Origin of the sequence: Pseudoalteromonas sp. L23, assembly GCF_021728455.1 — a bacterium.
GTDB lineage: Bacteria > Pseudomonadota > Gammaproteobacteria > Enterobacterales > Alteromonadaceae > Pseudoalteromonas.
In genome coordinates this window covers 50,819-67,794 of sequence record NZ_JAKKCW010000015.1, presented here as the reverse complement: position 1 = coordinate 67,794, position 16,976 = coordinate 50,819, and the positions used below count along the sequence as shown (strand labels likewise).

Genomic DNA, 16,976 nt, shown 5'->3' with positions numbered 1-16,976 from the left:
TCGATATTGTTTGGTCTTTTTAATCATGCAACACTGCAACATGAGAATAATTAAAAAACGGGATGAAGATGCGTAAATTAACAGCCTTGGTGTGGACTTGCTCTGTTTCCTTATGTACGGGTGTTGCGTTTGGTAACACGGCGCAAGCTGACGAGTCACCAATATTTAGTTCTAAAGCCACGGCACAGCCAATATGGGCTGAACACGGCATGGTATCTAGCCAAGAGGCACTTGCTAGTCAGGTTGGTGTAGAGATTTTAAAGCAAGGTGGCAATGCCGTTGATGCGGCTGTTGCAGTAGGTTTTAGTCTTGCCGTGACTTTGCCAAGGGCCGGAAATATCGGCGGTGGTGGCTTTATGCTAGTGCATCTGGCAAAAGAGAATAAAACCATTGCGATTGATTATCGCGAAATGGCGCCGAGCCGTGCGCACAAAGACATCTTTATTGATGAAAACGGCGAGGTAAACCCAAAGCTAAGCCTTCAGCACGGCCTTGCCGTGGGCGTTCCCGGAACTGTTATGGGGATGGAGTTAGCACTCGAAAAATACGGCACCATGACACTTAGCCAAGTTATTCAGCCTGCAATAAAATTGGCGCGTGATGGCATTAAAGTGACCTCTGATTTAGCTAATTCGCTTTCTCATAATTATATTAAAGAACGAATGCTCGATGTACCGGCGTCTAAGGCCGTGTTTTATAAAAAAGATGGTAGCAGCTATAAGCCAAATGAATGGCTGGTGCAGGCTGACTTGGCTCACTCTTTGGAACTTGTTGCCGAAAAAGGCAGTGCAGGCTTTTATCAGGGCGAGACAGCAAAGAAAATTGTTGCTGCGGTAGAAGCAGCAGGTGGCATTATGTCGCTGGATGATTTAAAAGGCTACAAAGCGGTAGAGCGTGAACCAGTAAAAGGTACATATCGCGGCTACGACATCGTTTCTATGCCGCCTCCTTCATCTGGTGGTGTGCATATCATAGAGATGCTCAACATGCTGGAGCAATACCCTATTGGTGAGCTTGGGCATAATAGCGCTGCTACCGTCCATTTAATGGCTGAGGTCATGAAGCGTGCGTATGCTGACCGCAGCGAATATTTGGGCGACCCTGACTTCTACGACGTACCCGTTAAAGCATTGGTGGATAAGCAATATGCAAAGCAGCGTAGTAAACAAATTAATGCAGACAAAGCGACGCCAAGCCGCGAGATTAAGCCCGGTAAATTATTACCTTATGAGAGTAACCAAACCACGCATTATTCTGTGGTAGATAAGTGGGGCAATGCGGTGAGTAACACTTACACGCTCAATTTTAGCTATGGCTCAGGTATTGTCGCGGCTGGCACTGGCATTCTACTTAACAACGAAATGGATGATTTCTCGGCAAAGCCCGGCACACCAAACGGTTTTGGCTTGGTTGGTGGAGAAGCTAACGCCGTTGAAGGCAAGAAGCGCCCGCTGAGCTCAATGACACCCACGATTGTAATGAAAGAGGGTAAACCCTTTTTGGTAACGGGTAGCCCTGGTGGCTCACGTATTATCACCACCACGCTGCAAATCATTATGAATGTTATTGATCATGGCTTAAACATTGCTGAAGCAACCATGGCTCCGCGTATTCACCACCAATGGTTACCAGATGAAATTCGTATTGAACGTAGCTTAAATGTGGATACTCGACGTCTACTAGAAAACAAAGGACACACACTTTCAGAGCAGAATGCGATGGGCTCAACCCAGTCAATCATGCTTACCGATAAAGGTCTATTTGGCTCCTCAGATCCAAGGCGTGCAGATAGCGCTGCGGTGGGGTACTAATACCAATTGAATTAATTCTCTAATAAATTTGAAGGGTGAAATAGCATATTAGCTTCGTTAAAAATTTCTCATTTAGAACAACTAAATAGCAAAATTTTTGCCTTGCTACTAAAGCTATTTCCCCGCTTCAAGATAGATCATTTACTTAATACAACTGGTATAATATCCTGATTTCCATTGAGTCTTAAGTGTAATTCAAATCGAGTAGGGGCGAGATGCCCCTTTTCTATGCGCTTTCTTTGATTAAATACTCTGGCAGTGGCCAATTCATGACGATGACTTCGCCTTGCCAAGTTTCAATCGTCAGCCAAACCTTGTCGTCTTTTGATAATGTTTTCTTTGCTAAAGCATGTACGTGTTGACCGTGTTTTGTGCCGTGAAGGATCCCGAGCTCATGCTTCATAAGCTGTGCAAGTGGCATCGCGTTGGGGCCGATATTGAGATAGCCTTGGCGCACAGATTCAACGTCACCTTTATTGAACAGTAGTAAGAAGTCTTTGACGTATAAGTTATCGTGGATGTATGGCGGCTTGTCGTCAAAAGGCATTGGTGTAATGCTGTACTTTCCAAGTGTTTGCTCCGCCAATGGAGCGGGAAATTCTGGATGTAATGATTGATAATAAAACCAAGCTGGCAATACCAGCAATAGAGCATTTAACCAATATTTATTGTGTTGTATAAAGCGTTTGACTGCATTCATGGCGATTTACCCTTGTTGTGCTTTTAGTTGTCTTGCATTGCTTCGTTCTTGGCTACGCGCGCGTTTGGTCCGAAGCTGATACATGATAAATCCGGTAACTGACATCCCGGATAAAATACAGCCAAAAATAAACCAGATGACTTTTGTCCAGATCCCTCCAATGGTGCCGTAGTGCAGTGGATCTGTGATGTGCATAACCGTTTGTAAGCCTGTCATTGAATCAGGGTTTGCATGATGAACGACTGTATCATTCCAAGTGTTGTAGGCAATATTAATGCTGTAATCGTCATAGAGTACGTAGTCGTTTGCGCCACTGATTTTAAGCGTATCGCGGTTATGCTCAGGTAGCATGATGTAACTTGGGCGAAAGTCAGTGTACTGTTGTTGGATTTCAGCGAGCGCTAGATCAACACTGGTCTCTACTGCATTCGCGTTTATTGTCGAGTTGGGTATATCCGCAGCATTTAATGTTTCATGATGTTCTAGTTCAACACCAGCATGCCACAGCACCGCTTGCGTTAAATACCACAGTCCGGTGAGGCTCATTACGGTCATAAACCAAAGCGACCATACTCCACTGAGTTTATGGATGTCAGCGGCAAGGGTACGACCTCCTTGTGATTTACGCAGCTTAAACTGAAAAAACGCTAACCAAAACTTTTTGTATACCACCAGGCCTGTGATCAACGCGCCCAATAGGATCAGTGACATAAACGCCACTAAATAGTAACCAACACTGTAGCCATTTTGCCATGGAAATAGCAGCCAGCCATGTAGTGAACGCATAAAGTTAATAAACGTATTGCCGTCATTTATTTCCTGAACAGCCCCTGTGTACTGGTTTACATATGCAAGCGCATAGGGCTTGTCGACGTCGGTAAACATCACCACATAGGTCAAATAGGGCTCTCTCACATTGAGCCCCATGACATCTGCACTTGGGTACTCATCTTTAAACGTGCGTAACACTGAGCCCGCTGACATCTCACTTACCTGACTGGGGTTATATGCCCGAGAATCAGGGTTGGTAAGCCATGTAAGTTCATGGCTGAAAACGGAAATGGTACCTGTGATACAAATAAAGCAAAACAGTAGCCATATTGGCAGTGAAAACCAACCATGCAACTGAAACCAAAACTTGTTGCTTATTTTCTTTGCCATTGTGTGTTCCTAGTTCTTTGAATGACGGCGACAAATGAAAGCTGAGGGAGTATTTGCGCAAAAATGTAAATAAAGTATATCTTTTTAAAAGTGTAAATGGCAATTATATTCATTTGGATGTGCGTTAAATAGCATGTTTTATTCGTTTAGCGGTTTATCTTTCTTGTTTCTTTTATAGGAAAGTTGTTTTAAATTAGTTAGTTACTTATTTTGGGAACGTTCCTTAAATCGGGTTCGAAACTGGTTGTAATTTACCTTAATGTTATTGCTAATGGTTATCATCTGCATTATGATCGTTTCGATTTTTACAATATTAGGATGAACCCAGTGAACACTCTGCCTCTCAAAACGCTCTCATTTGCTGTTATGGCAGCGCTCGGCACGTCAGCATTACAGGTGCAAGCAGCACAGCAAGATAAAGAAGAAATTGAAAAAATAGTTGTGACGGGAAAATACACCGTCAATGAAGTGATAGACACCGCAACTGGCTTAGGGTTATCACTTCTTGAGACGCCGCAATCTGTTAGTGTTATTACCGCTGCACGGATCAAAGAGCAAAAACTCGATACATTAACCGATACTGTGTTAAATGCGATTGGGGTGTCAGCGAAAGAAGTTGATAATGTTCGTAATACGTTGCAGTCACGTGGCTTTGACATTACCAACTATCAAATTGATGGCGTTCCTTTGTCATGGAGTTTGGCAGGTGATTCAGGTGAAACCATCGCGGATGTTGCGATATACGAGCGCGTGGAGTTTGTGCGTGGTGCAACCGGGTTATTAACCGGTGCGGGCGATCCTTCAGCTTCTATTAACCTAGTACGCAAACATGCAAATAGCACCGACCTCACAGGTTTTGCCAGTGTCTCTTTGGGAAGCTGGAACAATAAAGAAGTGATGGTGGACGTTGCCAATGGATTAACTAACGATGGCAGTGTGCGTGGACGAGTGGTCGCGAAGTATGAAGAAGGTGACTCGTATCTAGATCTCTTCTCTGACGAAAGTACCGTGCTTTATGGGGTACTAGAAGCGGATTTAAGCACGCATTCGACGATCCGCGTTGGTGCAAGCTATCAGCGTAACGACCCTACCAGTCCAACTTGGGGGGCATTACCTACTTTCTTTACCGATGGAAGTAAGACAGACTGGGAAGTCGAAAAAACCACAGCTGCAAATTGGACTGAGTGGCAAACTACTGGCACCAATGCTTTTGTGAACTTTAGCCACAACTTTGCAAATGGTTGGGAACTGGTCGCCAATTACAACAAGCTGAAATACGAGCAAGATACAGAGCTGCTGTATTTATTCGGCACGTTGGATAAAACAACAGGTGAGGGCTTAGCGTCTTGGCCCTATAAAAGTACAGGTGAAAGTAACCAAGACAGCTTTGATATCCAGCTTAAAGGTTTTTATCAACTCGCCGGTCGTGAGCATGATTTCGTAACTGGCGCGCTTTACAGTGAGCAGAGTGCCGATACACTCACTTTCGCTACGCTCGATAATGCCTTTTTGCCAGTTGGCAATTTTTACGAGTGGGATGGTAATTTTCCTGAGCCGACGTGGGGCACAGAAACCTCAGTTGCTCAAGATATGGATACCGAGCAAAAAGGGTTTTACGCCGCAACAAGGCTAAATCTTAGCGATGAACTTAAAGTAATAGCGGGTGGTCGGTTGTCGAGCTGGCAGCGCGAAGGCGAAAGCTATGGCGTCATCACTGATTTTGGCGACAATGGCGTATTTATACCTTACGCTGGTGCCTTGTACGACTTGTCGACAACGCAGCGAGTGTATGCAAGTTACACTGAAATATTCCAGCCGCAAAATGCCCAAGACCGTAATGGTGATTTCCTTGATCCAATCAAAGGAAAATCATACGAAGTGGGGCTAAAAAGTACCTATCTAGACGACACGCTGCAAACAACATTGGCGATTTTCCAAATCGAACAAGATAACCTAGCTCAAGATGATGTTGGATACATAGTTCCTGGTTCGGTAAATACAGTCGCGCAATATGCTGCTGAAGGCACAACCAGTAAAGGTTTCGAATTTGAAGTGGTGGGTCAGTTAACTGACGGTTTTGATGTGCATTTGGGTTATTCACAATTCAAAGCAGAAGATGCCAACGGCGTTGAAGTAAATACGGATAACCCAAGAAAGCAATTTAAGTTGTATACGACTTACCAATTTGTGAATGCTTTACCTGAGTTGACGATTGGTGGTGGCGTGAACTGGCAGGATGACACTTATTCAGTAACGGGCAACGATAGGCTAGAGCAAGATGCCTATGCATTGGTTAGCTTGATGGCAAACTACGCACTGGCAGACAATATGGCGCTACAACTCAACGTAGAAAACCTCTTCGATGAAAAGTACTACAGCCAAATTGGCTTCTTTGATCAGTATCGCTATGGTGCGCCGAGAAATTACAGCTTAAGTTTTAGCTATGATTTTTAGTAAATTGTAAACTAACTAGGCGTGGCTGATAGGCCACGCTGTTGTTCATTGTCTATTTATTGCAAGAACTGTAGGCTTGGGGGTAGTACAGTCAAAAAGGAATTTTACAATGAATTTATCCCCTGCTTTTTTGGTCGCTGGCTTTATAGTAAATATGAGTACAGCGTCCGCCACTCCGGACTATCAAAATGTGCTTAACCAGCTACCGCTGCCACCTAATGAACTTACCACTTTACTGCATGACCTAGCGCTACATAGCCTTGAGCAGCAAGCTATGGCTGAATTAATTAAGGGCTATAACCGATTACACAACAAACGGATAGAATGTGCCAACGTTGCGACTGTGTTGAAAAGGTCGCAATTGGACTCACTCAAAATGGATGTAGAGTACTACACCACTGTGCTTTTTTATGTTGATGGTTTGAACAAAAATCAGTGTGAATCTGCGGAGTTTGGCGCTTTTACAAGGACAGTCGCTATCAATTATGTGATGCATAAGAGCCCGAGGGAGCTTAAGCTGGTGAAAGCAATGAACGTGCTATCTTCTGGGCGTTACGCAAATTTTATTGAGTTTGAGGCTGAGTTCAACGCTTTACCTGAGACCGTTAAAATGGCCGCGCTAAGAGCGGATTTTCTTCGAGATAACTTTAATTTGTTTCAAAGCTTGGAGCAAGTTCACGGACACGAGTGATAAAAGGAATATTTGTGAAACCCTTGCTATTAGTTTTGATATTGTTTGCGTTTGCGCCGCAAACTAACGCTGAAACAATGTCAGTAGATCTTACGCCGACTATTGAGTATCCAGTTGAACAACTTGAACCTGTTCAAAAGACGCTGCTTAGTGAGCTATTAAATAGCGTAACACAACTGGGTGATAGAAAAGCGGCATGCGAAAATGTGCGTGTTATTACACCAAAACAATTACACAGTCTTAATATTACCCCGCAGCAGCGAGGTATCGTTTTATCTTATTTTTATATTCACCAAAAAAGGGAATGTGAAGCCGAAGAATATGGCGAATTCGCCAGACTTGTTGCCGCGAATTTAGCGGTGCAAAAGCAGTCAGGAGTCTTAAGGTTCGTGAATGCGCTAAACACGGTAAGCTCCAGCGTTTATTTCGATTATGTTGAAACGGAGTTGGAGTTTAACCAGCTACCAGAAAGTGTTCGCAATAGAACCTACCAAGCCGAGTTTTTACAGCATCCGTTTAGTCTTATGCATACGCTAGAACAGTTCGAATGATTCGGCGTGATGTTCTTATTAAGTAAAATCTAAGCTGGCATAATACGGTTTAATAATTCGTATGCGGTACGTTTTGCATCATCTACGGCTTGATCGGGTACTTGATGATTTGCAATCCAAAGTGCGAGACTCGTTAATCCACCATTGATAAATTGAGCGCTGGTTTTATGCGCTTGAGAACTCTGTTGCGGTGCGATTGCACTTAGTAACTGTGTGATTGATGCCACACACCCTGAAGCTGCTTTTTCGAGTTGTTCAGGCTCTAATACCGACTGCGCATCACGTAATATGATACGCTGTATCTCGGGCTCCGTAGCCATATCCAAGTAAGTTTCTGCACGTTTCAAAAGCGCTTGCTGAGGTGAGGTTTCACTACGTTCAATATCACGGAGCCGGAGATCCATTTCACTATCTAATTGCTGTACTACCGCGTAAAACAACCCTTTTTTGTTGCCAAAGTGATGATACAGCGCTCCTCGAGTGAGTCCTACATCCGCTGTTAGCTCTTCTAATGCAGTCCCTGCAAATCCTTTACTTGCAAAAAGCACTCTGGCTTGGGCCAATAGCTCGCTGCGGGTTTTCTCCATCATGCTGCTTCTTGTTGTCATTTTGCGATCCTTATTGAAAAGCTACGCAATTTATAATTGACATACAGTGTGTATGTCAATTATTTTTACATACACACTGTATGTGAAAATAATCTCAAGGAGAGATCAATGAATAATCCTTACTCCGAAATTTTTAAGATAAAAGGAACTAAGCATTTTAGCTGTGCTGGTTTTATTGCTCGTATGCCGCTCTCTATGATGGCGATTGGGTTAATCACCATGCTTTCGCAACTCTATGACTCATATTGGATTGCAGGTTCCATTGCTGCGCTATTTACCTTTACCATGGCATTTGCTGCGCCGCAGTTGTCGCGACTGATTGATAGGGTAGGGCAACGCAAGGTTGTGATCCCTGCGGCCTTGTTTAGTGCAGTATCTGCGCTGGCATTGTTGCTATTAAGTCACTTGCAAGCGCCACTTTGGAGCCTCTATGTTTTAGCCATGTGTGCGGGCATTATGCCAAGTGTTCCGGCTTTAGTTCGGGCTAGGTGGAGTGCGATACAATCAGATCAAGGCTTACTTAATACGGCATATTCTTTTGAGTCGGTACTGGATGAAATTACCTTTGTGATAGGACCTCCACTTGCGATTGCATTGAGCAGCTTGCTCTTTCCTCAAGCCGGTCCGTTGCTAGCGGTTATTTTGTTTGTGATAGGCAGTATTTGGTTAGTGTCGCAAAAGGACACTGAGCCAAAAATAGAACAAAGTGAAAATCAGACCCGAACTTCCGCACTGGCTAACTCCACGGTTAAGTTGCTTAGTTTGGTGTTATTGGCGCTCGGTGTAATAGTTGGTGCTATCGATGTATTAAGTATCGCTTTTGCTCAGCTGCAAGGGATGCCAATTGCGGCCAGCTTAGTATTGTCGATGTACGCGCTTGGTTCTTGTATCGCTGGGTTTGGATTTGGGGCCGTTAAGTGGCGTGTGTCTATGCCAGTACTGCTTGTACGTTTTGCGATATTTACATTGATCGCGAGCGTACTATTACTCAGTGTTAACCACGTTTATGGCTTGGCGGTAGTGATGTTTATTTCGGGACTCGCGTTTGCTCCAACCATGATCATTGCCATGGGTCTGGTTGAGCAAAGCGTACCAAAACGCTTACTCACTGAAGCCTTAACTTGGCTAATTACCGGGCTCGGTGTGGGGATTGCAGGTGGGGCTGCGTTGACCGGGTGGGTCGTTGAACACTTTACCGTGGATCTTGGATTTGGGGTTGCAGTGGTCGCTGCTGCTACCGTGGTGCTACTCGCTTGGTATCAAAAACAGGGCGGTACCAGGCGAGTAACTCAAGTTGTCAGTGATTAGGATGTATAAAGTCGCGCTTACTTCGCGCGACATACCGCTTGTTTATCTATAGTTTCGCTGCTGCAGGTTAGAAAAGCGGCACCACTTTCATCCAAAAACTCTCCTTGCCACGCGCCATCTTTGCCAAGCTTAATGGATAAAAAGCCGAACTTACCTTGTTCGTTAACGATTGCGTTTTGGCTATCAAGTGCATAATCAAATTCGCTAAAGGCATTGGTATCACTGAGGCTGACGCCGCTATTGCCGACAACGATTTGCGCAGGACGTGCGGTACTGGCAGCAAAGGTGGAAGACTGATAAATATGCATATGTCCAGCGAGTGATAAAGTGACGTGTTCAGGCAACTTACCTTGTCTGGTGTTCTTCAGCGCGGTTTGCAACATCACGTTTAGCGTGTCTTTGGTTGTCGGGTCTTCAACGCCCCAGATGGGTCTGTGGCTCATAATCCACATGGGTTTGGCTTTGAGTAGTTCGCTTCTGACATTAAGTCGTTGATATTGCTGTTGGTAGACTTTTGTTAGGCCATTGTCTGCACTGGCATCACAGGCATTGGCGCTATCCATTACCCAAACACTGAGCGGTTTTAAGTTGATGGTATAGGAGTTTTGCACAATGATATGGGCACTTGCAGATTGCGGCGGTTGATTATAATCCCCTTGAGATGGACATTGCTGTTGCTCAACGGCATCAGGAAGATTGGCTCCCGGGCCAAAAAAGTAAAACCAGCCAATTCCTGCGCGGCTACAAAGTTCATGATTGCCTCGTGCAAAAATCCATGGTGCGGTTGCTGAAAGATCCGTTGTTGCGGCAAAAAAGTCGGCTTGCCAGTTGCTCCATGTATCTGGTCTTGGGCTATTTATCGCGTTTTGACTGTAGTAGGTATCGTTGAGACCGCAGCTAGTACCACCATATCCACCATCGCCTGCGTCATAAGCATAGGTATCACCGGAAATCGCACCTCCGGTACCTCGATAGTTGAAATCCCCCATATGGAGCAACAATTGTGGTTGTTGCTTTGCCCCTTGCTCTGCGAGGGTTTTAAACGGCTCGGCAGCAGTGTTGTTTTCGCAAACTGATGACTTACAGCCAGTGTCGCCAAAAACCGCAATTTTATTCGGATCGAATGTCACGGGCGCTAACGAGAATTGACTATCACTGACGGTATAAGCCGTGTTTGGGGAGATTTTCGCTTCGCATACAGAGACTGGAAAATGTGTTTGGTTCGGACGCATTGCTCGCAACTGCATCGGCATAGATTTTTTACCAAAGAGCAAGCTTGGGCATTGGTTGGCGTCGCTGAGCACGCCGTCAACAACGACGCGCGCGTAGATATTTGGGGCTTCTGTAGTGGAAGGCGCGAACATTGAGTAAGCGCCTAATACTTTGGTATTCGCTTGTTGGACTGCAAACGTGCTGCTACAAGCAATTAAATTGAGCGTCGCAATAGCGATGATGATGCGCATGACTTCATTCCTTTTTGAACAGTTGAATGAAGTTTAATGCATTGTTAACAATTTGCGAGTTTCGAATACGAATATCTTGCTTCTGCTGGTTATTGGTGGCTACAGCGGTAGAAGCCGGTGACTGTGTCTTGGCTAAAGCGTGTGCCGTTAACATAGGTGTCTTGGTTGATTTTACCAAACTGCGCTAGGTTAAATTGCAATCGTGCAAGCATTTCAGCACTCGAGGCCTGTTCAAAGGTTTCTGTTACCGGTGGATCGCCAACAAAGTTGGTATACCAAGGAAACCAAGAATTATCCTGCCCACTGACTGTTTGGTTCGGATAATAATTCCCTCCTTGCCAACGGTCGAAGGTAAGGTCTTCGAGGCTAAATAGGCCAAAACCTGGCTGTGTCATACAAGCATCAGCCGCCTGATACTCAGGGTAACCTGAGCTGGCAGCAAAATGATTACAAACATTATGTGGCAAATTACTGCTATTCGCTGCTTGATATTCCACCTTTCTAAACATCACAGGATGTGCGGGGCTTCCTGATGGGTAGACGATATTTGCCGCGACAGGTGAACCCCAGCGATAATGGTACATGGCCACAGCCAATCCTAAATCTTCCTTACTGGTGGCAACATTATCTGGATGAGTCCACACTCCACCCGGATCGGTTGGCGTTGCCCCATTTTTAAAAATAATCCCATATTGATTGTTTTCTAATTGATTCATTAGATTTGGCGTTGTGTTGTCAACCACCGTCGTTGGGATCATTGTGCTTGCGGCATTGGGAGTATAGGTGAGTGTTGGGTTATTTAACGCCTTCCAGCATAGCAGGCCATAACCATAGCCATTGGCTATCATCGGGCAGCCAGACATTGCTGATGCCGATTGGTTGCTTTCATATGTATGTGTTGTTGAACGTGCCGAAACTTCGCCGGAGCTAACCAATATTCCCCACGCATTGCGAGTAATGCGAATATCAGCAAACTCGGTGTCAGGAATAAATACCGTTGTGGCCGAAATAACCTGTAGCCCTAAATCTAGTTCTAGTAGAGAGGTGGCAACGAGGGCGTCTTCATGAAGCTTTGGATACTGCGTCATAATCGTTTGCTGCGATGGTTTAATCACAGCGTCTCTTGGTGCTAACCCTAATAAATATAAGCGATCATTATCAAGATAGCTTGCCAGTAAGCGTGATAGCTCAAGTTGCGCGATTGGACGCTTGGCTTGTATATTTGAGTTGTTATCCGTGAGGGTGAGGTCGGTATTTTGAAGCAGCAACCAATGCTTATCACTTAGACCCACAACCTGAGTTTGGTTAAGTATGTGACGAGATACGCTATCAGCTTGGCGAGTAACAATTAAACTATCGTCATTCAACGAATAGCTAGACTGTGTGGTGTCATTGTGGTGATGACGCAGCGCCGGTGGCTGATATTGTCCGATTAAGGTGGTAAGTTCAATGCGAATGGCGTCGCGAGTACTTTGAATAAGCCAATTTCCGGTTTCATCTCGAACAAAAATAGCCGGACTATATTGACCAGATTTATCCACGCTAAATGCTTGCCAAGTGGTATTACAGGCTTTGGCGCAGGAGGAGAAACTTCGAGTAAGGGATGACTTATCTTTTGCCAGAGATTCGTCATAGTTATCATTAAATACAAAGGGTAACTCAGCTTTACCCGACGCGAGTTGTAACGTGAACAGTAAGCGCCGTTGATTGCCGCTGGCATAGAGTCTGTTTTCTTTTAGATAACCGAGCTGGAGTTGAGAGTAACTCTCTAACTTTTTCATGTTTCCAGCTTCACCTTGATAGCTGGGCTCATACGTCTCGCTATTGAATGGTGCAGTTTGCTCTAATTGGGGAAATTGCAGCGTTTGTTTGCAGGCATCTTCTGCGCATGTTTGTAAGGTGATCCTTTGGTTCTGATACTGAAAAGAATACCAAGGTGAAAGGGCTTGATAACCTTGTTGTCCTGCGTGAAATAATAGCGGTAGGGTTGATGTATCGTAGTGCTCTGACTCTGCTGAGGCGTTAACACTCAAAGACAAAGCCCAGCAGGTAAGCGTGGTGGCGATGAACTTATTCATAATCTTTCCTTATTGGAGTAGGGCAGCGCATGGCCACCCTTAGCAAAGCCTAGTGAATGATGCCTTGGCGTTGGCCTGCATTAACGGGTTTGTTGAGCTGCACAGAGAGCCAGTTTTCAACGTCACTACGTAACGACGCGTCGCTATCTGGACCGGATTGTGACGAATAGAACCATAACCCTGTTGGTGCTGGGGCATTGACATTGCTGCCGCAGGTAAAGTGATTTGCTGCATACATCACCGCGCCTGAGCTACCATATTCGTAATGACTGTCCGAATAACCACCGTAGCCTCTGGCTTGCACCCGACCTTTCGAATCAAGGGTAAAGTGATACACCTCATTGGGTTGCAACAAGAAAGGGCTGACGTCGGACGAATCAAAGCGCGCGCGCATTGTGGTGGTAACACTGGCTTGATTACCCGAACGCGTTATCATGCCTGCCAAGTTGGTGATGAGCGCATCGGCCAATTGACCATCAAGCAAGCTGCCAGGGTTGCCATTGACGATTGCAGAAGTAATGCCAAGTGCGGCTTTAACGACTCCAATGGTGGAGTTTAAATTCCATGTGGTGTTATATCCCATGGCTGCGCCACCGGCTTTATTAAACAAGATGACTTCAGGTGCAGCTCCTGGCAAATCGACCGCAAATTTTGCGCCGTCGGTTGCGTGTGAGTTGGTACCTTTTGACCAGATTTTTTTAGCTTGCCCAGTTACATGGTAGCGAGCTGAATAAGTGCCTCTGACTTCTAAATTGCCCGAACAGGCATTACTTTGATTACATGCAAATCCCCCGGTGTCTGCACACAACATTTTGACGTGGAACTCTGTCGAGTTATGGGCTGAGGTGTTATCGAAACTGAGCGCTTTATTTTTTGACCAACGTTTCCCCTTAGCTGAGTGAAAGGCGCCGTAGGCTGAGGTATTGACATAAGCATGGTGCTTAGAAAAACCACTACCATCGCTGGTGGATGTGCTCCAAGGCGTTTGGGTTGATGGGTAGTTAGTGACTACTTGGCCTGTGCTGGTTGAAGGGGTCACCATCTGACATGAGCATTGTGACTTAGGCCCGAAGATGGGTTTTTTAGTCAGCAATTCTTTTAATTCGGCAAGAGTATCTGACGGTAGCGTCCTATCGTATTCAAGTACCGAGAGCCCTTTACGTTTAGGAGCTGCGTACTCCTTGTGCCAAGTGCTGTAAAGCTGCGATGCATTTCGCTCTAAATGTTGGCTGAGCGTTGGCACTTTTTGCTGTTGTGTCCATTTTTCGAATACCGTCGGTTTAAATTGAATAAGATATCGAGTAAAGAAAAAGTTATCTTCAGGCGTTTGCTCGGTAAAAGCATTTTCCCATGCTGATAACACGTTTTGATCTAAAGCTTTTGCTTGGCTTAGCATCTCTCCATCTCGATAGTCGCGGATCAAGCTATCGACATAGCGGTCTAATTCATATTCTTCGTCGTTGTCAGATATATATTCAAGCAAGGAAACACGGTCTTGAGACCAGTTTGAAATGGCTTGCCACGCTTCTGGGCTTACTTGAGAGGGGGCCATTTCTCCATATTCTTCTGCGGCTTGTAGCGAAATACTACCCAGTAACAACGTGCTGGTAACTAGGCTGACTAACTTTGGGGTGAAATTTCTCTGTTTCATTTTTCTATTCCTTCATCGTTGTGCTGAGTCAACATGCCTCATGCATTGTTAACTTGCCTTGTGATGTTGGAAACTTTTTCAGCGATTGAATAGGAGGTTGTAGGGCCAGTTAGGGTCAACTTGGGTAAAACCTTTGATATTAAACGGACGCATTGGGTTAGGTAAGTTTTGATATCAAGCTGTGGTAAATAAAAACTTAAATATCAAAGGTCTGCTTATATTTTTACCCGAATTTACCCAATTGCCCCGTAACTTTTGCTGCAATCAATATTCGCTTGAGGCAGGATTTTGCTATCGCCGTTATTGGAGTCTCAGCGTGAGTACATTCGCAATCGAGTAACGGTGTCATAACCAATAAGGAGACAGTTATGAGACGAGTAATAGTAGTATTGGGAGCAACTTTGATTGCGAGCTTTGTACAAGCCCATAGCCCAGAAATGATAGCGCAGCTCGAAGTTGCTGATGGGGCGAAATGTCCAAAGCGGCAAACGATTTTGCTAGGTAAAATGACATTAACTGCTGGCACCTTTAAATATTTACATAGTGAAGGAAGTAACGTTTGTACCAGTCCTAAGCAGAGTATTCCTGGTCGTATTACACCACGACTAGATTGTGGCCAGTTTGATGATTGGCGACTTGCTTATGATATGGGTAATAAAATGTGTCAATCTCTACATCATAATATGAAAGGCTTTAGTAATAGCCTAAAACCTGATATGACAGTGTATCCACGCTTTGAAGGACCTTTTGAATTCAAAGGAGACCGTCATCACCAAGAGTATGATGCCGGTATGGGCGTGACTTTAGCATGCTATTTATGTGAGACCGCGACGGATAACTAGAGAAGGGGCAAAAGCCCCTTTGTTGTAGATATCAAGTAGCGTTGGAGCACGCTATGATTTGCTCCAGTTGTGCAACTTTTTGAGAAAGGGGCGCAGTATCGAAATTAGCGTCTTGGCATTGAGTGAGTACATATTGTGCCGTGGTAACAATATTTCGAATACGCGGCTTTTTGGGCAGCGTTTTGATATTAAGATAGCGTTCAAGAGTGCGCACTCGTAAGCGACCATCATCGATATTCACTTTCCACACTTTGCTTTCTTCCGCTAATTCGACACGAGTTTTGCCACTACTTTGCTCCCAAAGCGTCAAAGTGAGTGTCATTACCTCAACCATTAATTGTCTAGCGGCCTGTTCATCAATGCTCGTATGTTTACTGTGCACGCCATGAGTATCGGCGCGGGCGGTATTGCGAATAAAGCAGTAAGTAACCAAAACACCTGCTAAAAATGTGATAAACCCGACGAGTACATGAGACAACATGCTTGTCTCTGTTTGGCGCTTAGGCGCGGTCAAGACGTTAGCGCTTTGAAGGCGAAATTGATAAAGGTTTTCACTCTGTACACGACTACTTTTAAGCATGTCATTATAACGCTGTGCGGTCTCTACTGCTTCTTTATAAGCGTGTGTTTGTAGCTGGGACTGCAATAAGGCAATGTAAAATAATTCGGTAAGCTGACTATTTTGCTGATTATGTGCTTCAAGTCCCTGTTTAAGTAACGTTTGTGCAGTTAGGTTATCGCCCTCAAGCTGCTTGAGTTTGGCTTCAATAAGCAGTGCTCGCTGATCCACTTTACCGTGTTGAATTAGTTGCCGAGTACGTTTAAATGAAGCAAGTTGCTGTTGTGCCTGAGCGATATGATTTTGAGCAATGGCAATTTCGGCCAATAATAAATAGGCTCGAGACAATTGGGTATAGGCGCCACTTTGTGTCAAAGGTTGAAGTAAATCTTCAATGATTTCAGTTGCTTTGTTGTAGTCGCGCTTTTTGTAGAAGACTTCCGCTATGCTTAGCAAGGTGTGGTTCGCTTTGACCTGGTCGCCGGCTTGTTGGTGGAGCGCATGGGCTTGACGAAATGAGAGAATGGCATCATCCAACTGATTAATATCCCTCGACACATTCCCTAAATTATTAAGTGTGATCGCTTGTCTCTGCAGGTCATTTGTTGCTTTCGCTATTTGGTAGCTTTCTAAAAATAAAGTAAGGGCGGTATCTAGATCTCCGAGTGCCTGATAAGCATTAGCTAAATCGTTTGCCGATTTACCCAGGAGTTCGTTTTGTTGCAACTTAGCCGCAAGCGTTTGCGCTTCGTGGAAGCTCTCCAGCGCTTGAATATAATTGCGCTGGCGGTAACGATTAATACCACTTTGTCTTAACACCTGAAAGCGCTGAAGTGTGGTTAACTTCCATGCCATCAACTCATCCAGTATTTGATTGCTGAGCTTTATGTCACCCGCTCGACGATACAAGCTCACAAGCTCAAGATGTGCATCAAAAGCTTGAGCACCGTTGGGTTCAAGCGTTTCAAGATGTTGCTTACAAGACAAAATTTGGCTTGTGAGGTTAGCATTATTAGCACTTGGGCATTCTGAACCATGCGCCGGTAACACAACGAGCAGTAATGCGAAAAACAAAGCAAGCAAAGGCATAAATATTAGT

Annotated in this window: 13 protein-coding genes; 6 read left to right on the top strand and 7 right to left on the bottom strand. The window is 44.8% G+C overall.

Annotation, left to right across the window (positions count from 1 at the left end; translation table 11 throughout):
• Positions 1 to 68: 68 nt before the first annotated feature.
• Positions 69 to 1,811: a gamma-glutamyltransferase gene (ggt, locus tag L3V43_RS19760; RefSeq protein ID WP_237117240.1), complete on the top strand. Its 1,743-nt coding sequence runs from the start codon at positions 69 to 71 to the stop codon at positions 1,809 to 1,811.
• Positions 1,812 to 2,037: 226 nt separating this feature from the next.
• Here ggt and L3V43_RS19755 read toward each other — a convergent pair whose 3' ends face one another.
• Entirely contained in the window at positions 2,038 to 2,511 is a 474-nt protein-coding gene (locus tag L3V43_RS19755) for a hypothetical protein (RefSeq protein WP_102056389.1), read from the bottom strand.
• A 6-nt stretch (positions 2,512 to 2,517) separates the two neighbouring features.
• Positions 2,518 to 3,672: a PepSY-associated TM helix domain-containing protein gene (locus tag L3V43_RS19750; protein ID WP_102056390.1), complete on the bottom strand. Its 1,155-nt coding sequence runs from the start codon at positions 3,670 to 3,672 to the stop codon at positions 2,518 to 2,520.
• Between the two features lie 327 nt (positions 3,673 to 3,999).
• On the opposite strand from L3V43_RS19750, the gene L3V43_RS19745 reads away from it, so the two are divergent.
• From L3V43_RS19745 to L3V43_RS19735, 3 genes are all read left to right on the top strand, one after another.
• On the top strand, positions 4,000 to 6,126 hold the full coding sequence (locus tag L3V43_RS19745) for a TonB-dependent siderophore receptor (RefSeq protein WP_102056391.1): 2,127 nt from the start codon (positions 4,000 to 4,002) through the stop codon (positions 6,124 to 6,126).
• Positions 6,127 to 6,235: 109 nt separating this feature from the next.
• The gene (locus tag L3V43_RS19740) at positions 6,236 to 6,817 is read left to right on the top strand and encodes a hypothetical protein (protein WP_102056392.1); all 582 of its coding nucleotides are present in this window, start codon (positions 6,236 to 6,238) and stop codon (positions 6,815 to 6,817) included.
• A gap of 14 nt (positions 6,818 to 6,831) precedes the next feature.
• A complete protein-coding gene (locus L3V43_RS19735) occupies positions 6,832 to 7,368 on the top strand; it encodes a hypothetical protein (protein WP_102056393.1) in 537 nt (178 codons plus the stop codon).
• 29 nt (positions 7,369 to 7,397) lie between these two features.
• On the opposite strand, the gene L3V43_RS19730 is transcribed toward L3V43_RS19735, so the two are convergent.
• Positions 7,398 to 7,976 carry a TetR/AcrR family transcriptional regulator gene (locus L3V43_RS19730; protein ID WP_102056394.1) on the bottom strand — a complete coding sequence of 193 codons (579 nt, stop codon included), beginning with the start codon at positions 7,974 to 7,976 and terminating at the stop codon, positions 7,398 to 7,400.
• Positions 7,977 to 8,084: 108 nt separating this feature from the next.
• Here L3V43_RS19730 and L3V43_RS19725 point away from each other — a divergent pair, with 108 nt between their 5' ends.
• Positions 8,085 to 9,284: an MFS transporter gene (locus tag L3V43_RS19725; RefSeq protein WP_102056395.1), complete on the top strand. Its 1,200-nt coding sequence runs from the start codon at positions 8,085 to 8,087 to the stop codon at positions 9,282 to 9,284.
• Between the two features lie 17 nt (positions 9,285 to 9,301).
• On the opposite strand, the gene L3V43_RS19720 is transcribed toward L3V43_RS19725, so the two are convergent.
• The 3 genes from L3V43_RS19720 to L3V43_RS19710 form a co-directional block, all read right to left on the bottom strand.
• Positions 9,302 to 10,747 (bottom strand): metallophosphoesterase, encoded by a 1,446-nt coding sequence (locus tag L3V43_RS19720; RefSeq protein WP_102056396.1) that lies wholly within the window; start codon positions 10,745 to 10,747, stop codon positions 9,302 to 9,304.
• 89 nt (positions 10,748 to 10,836) lie between these two features.
• Positions 10,837 to 12,825 carry a hypothetical protein gene (locus L3V43_RS19715; RefSeq protein WP_237117239.1) on the bottom strand — a complete coding sequence of 663 codons (1,989 nt, stop codon included), beginning with the start codon at positions 12,823 to 12,825 and terminating at the stop codon, positions 10,837 to 10,839.
• 49 nt (positions 12,826 to 12,874) lie between these two features.
• On the bottom strand, positions 12,875 to 14,476 hold the full coding sequence (locus L3V43_RS19710) for a hypothetical protein (protein WP_237117238.1): 1,602 nt from the start codon (positions 14,474 to 14,476) through the stop codon (positions 12,875 to 12,877).
• A 368-nt stretch (positions 14,477 to 14,844) separates the two neighbouring features.
• Here L3V43_RS19710 and L3V43_RS19705 point away from each other — a divergent pair, with 368 nt between their 5' ends.
• On the top strand, positions 14,845 to 15,318 hold the full coding sequence (locus tag L3V43_RS19705; protein ID WP_237117237.1) for a hypothetical protein: 474 nt from the start codon (positions 14,845 to 14,847) through the stop codon (positions 15,316 to 15,318).
• Between the two features lie 31 nt (positions 15,319 to 15,349).
• On the opposite strand, the gene L3V43_RS19700 is transcribed toward L3V43_RS19705, so the two are convergent.
• Positions 15,350 to 16,966, bottom strand: a complete 1,617-nt coding sequence (locus L3V43_RS19700; RefSeq protein ID WP_102056399.1) for a tetratricopeptide repeat protein — start codon at positions 16,964 to 16,966, stop codon at positions 15,350 to 15,352.
• Positions 16,967 to 16,976: the final 10 nt, after the last annotated feature.

Bases quoted from the DNA above. Each gene is read 5' to 3' on its own strand.
- ggt (WP_237117240.1), top strand. From the start codon at position 69: ATGCGTAAATTAACAGCCTTGGTGTGGACTTGCTCTGTTTCCTTATGT.
- L3V43_RS19755 (WP_102056389.1), bottom strand. From the start codon at position 2,511: ATGAATGCAGTCAAACGCTTTATACAACACAATAAATATTGGTTAAAT.
- L3V43_RS19750 (WP_102056390.1), bottom strand. From the start codon at position 3,672: ATGGCAAAGAAAATAAGCAACAAGTTTTGGTTTCAGTTGCATGGTTGG.
- L3V43_RS19740 (WP_102056392.1), top strand. From the start codon at position 6,236: ATGAATTTATCCCCTGCTTTTTTGGTCGCTGGCTTTATAGTAAATATG.
- L3V43_RS19730 (WP_102056394.1), bottom strand. From the start codon at position 7,976: ATGACAACAAGAAGCAGCATGATGGAGAAAACCCGCAGCGAGCTATTG.
- L3V43_RS19725 (WP_102056395.1), top strand. From the start codon at position 8,085: ATGAATAATCCTTACTCCGAAATTTTTAAGATAAAAGGAACTAAGCAT.
- L3V43_RS19720 (WP_102056396.1), bottom strand. From the start codon at position 10,747: ATGCGCATCATCATCGCTATTGCGACGCTCAATTTAATTGCTTGTAGC.
- L3V43_RS19715 (WP_237117239.1), bottom strand. From the start codon at position 12,825: ATGAATAAGTTCATCGCCACCACGCTTACCTGCTGGGCTTTGTCTTTG.
- L3V43_RS19710 (WP_237117238.1), bottom strand. From the start codon at position 14,476: ATGAAACAGAGAAATTTCACCCCAAAGTTAGTCAGCCTAGTTACCAGC.
- L3V43_RS19705 (WP_237117237.1), top strand. From the start codon at position 14,845: ATGAGACGAGTAATAGTAGTATTGGGAGCAACTTTGATTGCGAGCTTT.
- L3V43_RS19700 (WP_102056399.1), bottom strand. From the start codon at position 16,966: ATGCCTTTGCTTGCTTTGTTTTTCGCATTACTGCTCGTTGTGTTACCG.